General features: G+C 54.2%; 5 protein-coding genes. 1 reads left to right on the forward strand and 4 read right to left on the reverse strand.

The genetic code is table 11. From position 1 onward, the window contains the following. Positions 1-190: 190 nt before the first annotated feature. The 4 genes from cas2 to zapE form a co-directional block, all read right to left on the reverse strand. Positions 191-508, reverse strand: coding sequence for a CRISPR-associated endonuclease Cas2 (cas2, locus tag QZ540_RS07605; RefSeq protein ID WP_294628926.1), 318 nt, complete (start codon positions 506-508; stop codon positions 191-193). Next, a complete protein-coding gene (cas1, locus tag QZ540_RS07610; protein ID WP_294628928.1) occupies positions 501-1,412 on the reverse strand; it encodes a type II CRISPR-associated endonuclease Cas1 in 912 nt (303 codons plus the stop codon). The genes cas2 and cas1 overlap by 8 nt, the downstream gene beginning before the upstream one ends. A 9-nt stretch (positions 1,413-1,421) precedes the next feature. After that, a complete protein-coding gene (gene cas9 / locus QZ540_RS07615) occupies positions 1,422-4,832 on the reverse strand; it encodes a type II CRISPR RNA-guided endonuclease Cas9 (RefSeq protein ID WP_294628930.1) in 3,411 nt (1,136 codons plus the stop codon). 501 nt (positions 4,833-5,333) lie between these two features. Beyond that, complete coding sequence (gene zapE / locus QZ540_RS07620) at positions 5,334-6,383, reverse strand: cell division protein ZapE (protein ID WP_294628932.1); 1,050 nt, start codon at positions 6,381-6,383, stop codon at positions 5,334-5,336. A gap of 660 nt (positions 6,384-7,043) precedes the next feature. Here zapE and QZ540_RS07625 point away from each other — a divergent pair. After that, complete coding sequence (locus QZ540_RS07625) at positions 7,044-7,766, forward strand: DUF6318 family protein (protein WP_294628934.1); 723 nt, start codon at positions 7,044-7,046, stop codon at positions 7,764-7,766. The last annotated feature ends 95 nt before the right edge of the window (positions 7,767-7,861 follow it).

Here is a 7,861-nt window from a genome sequence, read left to right on the forward strand (position 1 = left end):
GCCTTGATATACTTAAGTAATCGAGTGTTCCCCCTAGTCAGGGGCATAAATGGGGTAGTTTTTCGCAAGAAAAACTGCCCCATACCTGCATCAGAGCTCATCTCCAGACGAGATCCGAAAGGAAAAATGAACCGGTGGGTAGCAGCCATGTTTGCTTGCTACCCACCGGTTCATTTTTTGTGAAGCTCAGCTAGAAAATATCTAAAGCCTCCGGCTTCTCCTCCATCTGCTGCACCTCCGGCCCCAAATGTCGGATCGACCCAGCCCACTGAGCATCCGTAAAACGCATAATACGAATCGCACCACCCGGCGGAACCTCAACCTGCAACCGGAACAAATCAGACCCCGTCGCATTCCCATTCAGATAGTACTTCGCATACACACTCAACTGCATACGATCAAAACCCAAATCCAACAGAACATGACGATAACGATTCGCCAACTTCCGCTCGTTCTTCGTCTTCACCGGCAAATCAAACATCACCATTAACCACACAGAATCAGCCATCCTCACGCAACTCCTCAGCAGTCGTCAGCTCCCACACCGGAACCGACAACCTATCACGCTTACCCTCAACATAGAGAGCAAACTCAGAACAAAAATCCTCCATCACCGTACGGAGCTTAAACGGCGAATCACCATTCGCCGCATCAGACAACACCTGAACCAGAGCCGCCTTCTCCTGCCGACCAAGTTCAGTAGAACCAGTAGAAATCAACTGATACACCGCAAAATCCACAGCGGGGCGGAACGGCTCCACCAAATCATCGACCAGCGCAAAAGCATTCGAACGATGACGGTGAAACAGCGACAGCGTAGGGCACAAACCCGCAGCAATCACACGAGTCAAAACCCTGCCGCGAAGAATCGTATACCCATAATTGAGCATTCCATTCACCGCGTCCTCCGAGAGCTGCTGACGACGGAATCCCTGCTCAGGAAGGAACGCACCCCAGTACAGGCGCGCCCCCTGAGCCTCAGCATTCGACGGGTCACCAGAACGCACCGAACGAGCCAACGCGCGAATATCCGCAGCCCCCTGCCGTCCCATCGCATCAAGACAATTCGCCTGACCCCGAAGTTTAGCCTTCACAATCTGCATCCACGCATTCTTCGCACGCGGCACACTCAACTCAGCCTGAGCCTCATGACGAGTAAACACCTTCGTATTCTCAGACCAGTGATACAACGTAGAAATCGGCTGATTACGCCAATCACAAATCGCGGCAGCAACGTCAAAACGTTCCAGGCCAGCGACCAGGCCGTAACCCCAGGAGCACCCCATACCAAGGAGGATAAAATCGACCTCAGCAAGTGGCGTGCTCCGCTCCCCCGCCACGATTCGCCCCCTCTCATACGACAGGAAGCCCTCATAGGCAGTGAAATCAAGAACACGCCACTTACTATCCATCACGCTCTCCTAGCTTTCCACGCCCAGAGCGTGCAATGCCGAAGAGCGGACTTCGAACGAGGTCGGCAGGCTACCGTTACCACGCCAACGAGGGAAGCCCAAGTTATTGCGGCGGATAACCCTCATAGTTTCCAGTCCCATAAGGTTACCCAGGCTAATTGCTAGCCCCTTCTCAAGGGATTTAACAATTACCTGCTGTTCTACGGTTAGCGGTTTCTTCTCATCAAGACTGCGCTGAATATCCAGGGGGAACTGTTCACGTGAGAGCAAAGCCGGACGAATACGGAGGCGCCCCACATCGTAGAAACCGTCAACACGCCAACGGCACTCTGGCATATATTCCAAGAAACGTCGCAAATCATCGTCACCACCGTGAGCGATGTAATCAGCCGGATCAAACTCCAACTCATCATTCTGAGTAATCCATGCGAACTCAACCGCTTCACCGCTCTCAACAACCTTACGTACGGCGTCCTGCATGCCACGGAACGACTGAGAACCCCGGTGAATCGGCATACTCAAAACGTTGCGGCTACCGCTCTCACGCATCAGCCACGGGAACTCCGCACCATACACGCGAAGCATACCGACCTTCAGGTCGCCCTTCTTCGTCAACCAGCCGTACAAGCGAGCATGATGAATAGACTCACCAATCTCAGCCACACCACGAGGAGTCAAAATCGACGCAGCATTCTTCGGGAAGAACAGCACCTCATCATCAGCCTCAACAAAGCGGCCATCCGACAGCTCAAGCGAACGAGCAGAATCCTCAGGAAGCTCCTTCAACTTACCGAGAGCATCCTTCATCGCCAGATAAATTTCCGGGTCAACAATGCGCTTCACAGCATCAGCAGACCAGGCAGAGCCCAAAGTCTGCTTCTTCACCGCGGCGATAGTGTCCTTATGCACCGCGCCGTTCTGCGGACGCAAACGAAGCGGGCTCACCACCGCAATAGAGTCATCCTCGATAGCCTCAGCCAACAGGTCACCCAAAACCGTAGCGGCCTTCTTCCACTCCAAGAACTTCTCCTGAGAAGCCGGAGTCAGACCCGTAAAGTCACGCCAACCATTCTCACGCTTCGTCTCGTTAAACTCACGCCTCAACTGATGGCGTTGCTCCAAAGTAAGAGCAACCGAACGGTTCAAGAGGGTCATCACCGCAGCATCAATTGCGTGGTGGCGCACATCAAAACGATTCTTATCGCGCTCACCGCGCAGAAGAATACGCTCATCAATACCACCCGCACGACGGGATTCACGCGTCACTGCGCCAGCATAAACGTCCAGCACCACGCGGCTCTTATCATCGAGGGCAAAGCCCTCATTAAAGTGCTGCTCCAAACGCTCACGCACCGCCACAGCCGCATACGAAGTCGAAGCCAGCGAGCGCTCATCAATCGGATCATCAGCCTCAGTCTGCTTGAGGCGGCGAATCTGATTCTTCAGCATCTTAGCCTTCTTGGGGTCTTTAAAGGCCTTCAGTTGACGAACACGGTCAATGGTCTCCTTGAGCTTCTCCGGGGAAGCCCAGCGGTAGAACGGGGTGTTACTCTTCATCGCGTTACAGTAGCGGCACACAGCAGCCAGATTCTCGCGACGAGAGGAACCGCCGCCAGCACGCGGTACGATGTGGTCCAGCTCAGAAGTAGTCGTCGTAATCATCGTGCCGCAGTACAGGCACTGGCACTCCTGCTCCTGAATCACCAGGTGGCGGCGAACATCCTCGCGCTTCGGGTTTTCCACACCGGACTCACGCAGTTCGTTACGAATACGCTCGTTCTCTTCGCGGTTCTTCTTCTGCTCACGCAAAATGTCCTGACGCTGAGCGGGGCCCATAAGTCCGGTGCGGGCATGCTCAACCGTGATTGCCTGCGGGCGGCCCCACTGACGTTCACAATCCAGGACGAAGCGGCGCAGAATAGTCAGAACGCGGTCCACCGTAGGCTGGCCCGTCTGCTCCTCCAGCTTAGCCAGGGGCGGGCGCCAGGTATCGTCCACACCGAAGACAGCCTTGCGGGCCTCGTGAAGACCCACACGGTGTTCGTGCATGTACTCACTCAGCTTAGAGAGCGTCGTCGCGCTGTATCCTGCGCGGCCAGCTTCGAAGGCGATATTAGAAAGAGCTTCACGCTCCTCTTCAGGCCAGCTCTCGAACAGCTCATACAGGCCCGCTTCAATAGCCGCCTGGGCAGTGTCATCCGTTGCGTCGGCAAGGAACATAATGAACAGACTGCGCAGCTGGTCGTCATCATTCGATTCCCACCACTTGCGTGCTTCAGTCTTCGCCTTCATTGCCTTCTCGAAGGCTGCAGACGAACGGTCGAAAGGCGCGGTCTTCTGCTGAACGTCCTCAAGAACCGGGGCAATAAGACGGTTACCCGGGACGCCAATCTCTTCAGCCACATCAGCCCAGCTCGGCTGTTCCTTACCCGTGTAGGACATCAGGAAATCAACCGCAGCATCGTATTCGCTTTCAGAAAGCTCGCGCTTCGACCGAGAATCAGTACGCACACGCAGATTCGCCACCGAATCAAGAATACGGAACTCCTGGAACTCCAGCGAGGCGCGGCTTGCGCGGATTTCGGAGGGATTCAGCGGATCCTTACCCACGCGGTCCTTCGGCACGTAGGGGCGCACGTGCGTAAAGACAGCTTCGCGAAGAGCCTCATACTGGTCCTCAATATCCTGAACCTCGCAGATGCAGCGAAGCTCAGCCAGCTGGTCCTCCTGGCGCACCTTCGCGGCCATTAGCGGCTGAGTGCCGTAATCAGCCAGGTACTTCTCACCCTTCTTAGGGTTATTAGCTTCCTTCGCGTTGTAGTTGCGGCGAGGACGCATAAGAACCTCATTATTAGTGGCAAGAGCACCCAACATACCCAAAGTCGGGTTAGCCGGAACCTTCTCACCAAATAGCTCACGTGCACGAGCCAGAATAATCTCAAAAGTCTCTGACGGCTCCTGCGACGCCTTCTCCAGCTGGTCAAGAGACCACCACGGATTAGCCCAACCACGGTGACGAGCCATATGACGCACAGCGCGCACCAAATGCTCATTCAGCTCATCAGCACTAGCCAGCTTGATAGAAGCCAGCAGCGCACGGGAAGTCCACGCCTCATAGGTCTCAGGCTCAGGCCCCTCCGGCACGGTGTAACCCAGATTCTCAAGCACCTTATCAAGGTCACGCAGACGCTGCTTACGGCGACGGTTCATACGCATCGTACGACGAGCAACACCACGAGTTTCCTTGCGGCTCTTCGGGCTCTTATTCTCGGTCGGGTCCAGACCGCCGTCATGGCGGAAAGTAACCAAAGCCAACTTCTGGATAGGGAAACCAGCATCATCAAATTCGATAGCAGCAAGACCAACAGAGCGGTCGCCAACATCAACACCGATACGGTAGTTCTTCATGTCCGTAGACATGGCATACTCCTTTGTGAGTGATTGCAATCAAGTGCAGGCATTGCACTCTTGATAAGCATTATTGCGCCCATCTGAGACTAACAATAACCTGACTACGCCATATACGCATCCGAAACCGTCATTCTCACCCCAAAAAGCGCAAAAAAATTTTTCTGTGAAGCACTTGCAGAAGTACCAAGACCCTGTGCTAGAATCAGTAACGAAAGATTCTTAATAAGGCGTCCTTCCGATGCTGACTTCTCACCGTCCGTTTTCCAATAGGAGCGGACGGTATGTTTTTAACTCCCTGTTTGCGGCGTATATTTACCGAGCCCGCAAATCATAACAAGCCAAGACAAACAAAGACCCCCGCCGGATCCTCTCGTGGAGCATCCGGCGGGGGTCTTTACTATATGAACTTTTCGGCGCAGTTCGCGCTGTGCGGTTTACCCGGCGCGGTTCACGCTGCACGATTGACGCCGCAGGATTTACCCTGCAGGGTTTCGCAGCGTCAGGCGGCGGCTACTCAGACTCGCCGAGCATGCCCTCACGAGCCAACGCAGTCAAACGAGACACCGCACGGAAATACTTCTTCTGATAACCACCAGCCAGCATCTCCTCAGTAAACACCTTGTCAAAAGGCACACCCGAAGAAACAATCGGCAAGTCCTTGTCATACAGGCGGTCAGCCAACACCACAAAACGCAGCGCCACCGACTGCTCAGTAATCGGGTGAACATCACGCCACGCAATACCATCCAAGCCATCAATCAGCTGACGGTAACGCGAGGGGTGAACCTTCGCCAGATGCTCCACCAGGTCAGCGAAGTTATCAACACCAACAGTCTGGCCGCCGAACACTTCCTCAACCTTCGCATCAAACTCGGAGTCTGCCACAGGCTCCGGCGCAGCAGGCAGGCCACGGTGACGGAAATCCTCACCATCCACACGGTGCACCTCAAACTGCGAAGCAAGCACCTGAATCTCACGCTTAAAATCCTCAGCCGCAAAACGGCCCTCACCCAGCGCACCCGGCAGAGTGTTCGACGTCGCCACAAGCTTCACGCCAGCATCCGCCAGCTCACGCATCAGACGAGACATGAGCACAGTATCACCCGGATCATCCAGCTCAAACTCGTCAATACACACCAGCTTGTAGCTGCTCAACGCCTCAACCGTCTTACGGAACGTCAACGCACCCACCAGGTTCGTGTACTCCACAAAAGTACCGAACGCCTTCGGGCCATCCACATAATGCCACAACGACGCCAACAAGTGAGTCTTACCCACACCAAAACCGCCGTCAAGGTACAGGCCAGCCTTCGTCGAATCCTTCTTCTTGCCACCAAACAGGCGACCGAAGAAACCGGCACCAGCGCCGCCACCATTAATCTTGTCGCCAAAATCCTTCAGCTTCTGCACAGCCTCAGCCTGCGACGGCTGATTCGGATCAGGAATGTAGCTATCAAAAGACACTTCACCAAAACGCTCAGACGGGCGGAAACCCGCCAGCAACTCATCAGCAGAAACGCGAGGGATGCGGTCGGTCAAATGTACGGTCGTGGTGGGCACAAAAACTCTTTTCTTCAGTGACGGCGATGTGACTTCCGCTTTAAGTGTAGTACTGTCTAACACCCCGCGTGAGCCGCATGAGTTGCCCGCCACATTGCGGGCACGGGGAGGGGTGGGGATGTGGGCGTGAGGGGTGCTGGGATTTACTTCAGGCAGGGCCATAGTTGGCTGGTTATATCTCGGGCGGATGCTGCGTTCGATAGGATAGTGTCTTCGCCGTGGGTTTTAAACCCGTTGTGAAGGCACTAACCTATCGATTGTTCTTCTAACCCGCTCTACTCTCTCCTAGCTTGCTGTTCATTTCCCTGACATGAGGAGTTCTCCCCTAGTCTGCGACGCTCTCCCCTGGCCTGCCGCGGGGATTCCTCCGCCCGGGAACACTCGCCACTATATGTAAATTCTTTGCGTGCAGGTATTTATTTGATACATAAAACATTGAGGTGTTCGTATGGTGATGTTTCGTCGCTGTAGCACCCAAAAGAATGCAAATGGCGGCAAACATGCGGTAGGGTGGTAACTGTAGTGTTCCACGGCGCATTGATGCGTTTGCTGGGCGTACTACGGGGCTGTTTTCCTTCCGGCGGTCAGTGCGATCTGTGAATAACAGCCTGACATGCACATATTCAACACACCGTCACCGATGATAGGAGCGTATCTTCTATGGATTCGACCATTTTTAATCGCCGTACCCTGCTGGGCAGCGGCGCACTTGTGGGCCTGGGCGCCCTGCTTGCGGCGTGTGGCCAGCAGGCAAATAATGAGGCGGCAGCCACCGCATCCGCAGCACCGAGCGAAACCGCCTCCGCATCTGCGGCGGCGTCTGAGTCTGCATCCGCTTCGGCTTCAACCACCCCGAAGCCTGTTATGACTCGTGGATATTCAGGCAAATCCAAAGCACCCGACGGCGAATACCGCAAAGCGGATACGTACGGTCCTGCGCAGAACGTCCAGGAACCCCGCAAGGAACCCGCACAGTACCCCGAGACTGAACAAGGCCTCTACCGCATGATGAAGGACTGGGTTGTGGCGCACAACTACGCGATCCAGACCGGTGACTGCTCCTACGCGTTCAAATATGTAACGGAAGATGCAGAAGAATATGAGTTCTACCTGTATATTCAGGGTCTTTATCAGCGCGGGGGATGGACTGTTGATGGTCTGGATAGCTACCAGCCAGAGGGCCCGCTTATCTACGATGAAGCAAAGAAAATGTATCGTATGAAGCATCGTCGGTTCTGGAGCACTGTTATGTACATAGAACCCGACGGTACATTGAATATGGAAGCTAACACTGATACCAGTGACGATACTTTCTACTTCCTTTTCACCTACTCTGATGGTTATTGGAAGATTGCCGGCAGTAAATCAGAAGAGGAACTGTAAGTTTCATGATGAATATAAAATTTTATCCACGAAATTTCATGTGTATCGTTTTTGCGACATCTTTTCTACTACTAAATGTTTCGACTGCAACAAGT

Source organism: uncultured Rothia sp. (genome assembly GCF_916049665.1).
Lineage (GTDB): Bacteria > Actinomycetota > Actinomycetes > Actinomycetales > Micrococcaceae > Rothia.

Bases quoted from the DNA above. Each gene is read 5' to 3' on its own strand.
- cas2 (WP_294628926.1), bottom strand. From the start codon at position 508: ATGGCTGATTCTGTGTGGTTAATGGTGATGTTTGATTTGCCGGTGAAG.
- cas1 (WP_294628928.1), bottom strand. From the start codon at position 1,412: ATGGATAGTAAGTGGCGTGTTCTTGATTTCACTGCCTATGAGGGCTTC.
- cas9 (WP_294628930.1), bottom strand. From the start codon at position 4,832: ATGTCTACGGACATGAAGAACTACCGTATCGGTGTTGATGTTGGCGAC.
- QZ540_RS07625 (WP_294628934.1), top strand. From the start codon at position 7,044: ATGGATTCGACCATTTTTAATCGCCGTACCCTGCTGGGCAGCGGCGCA.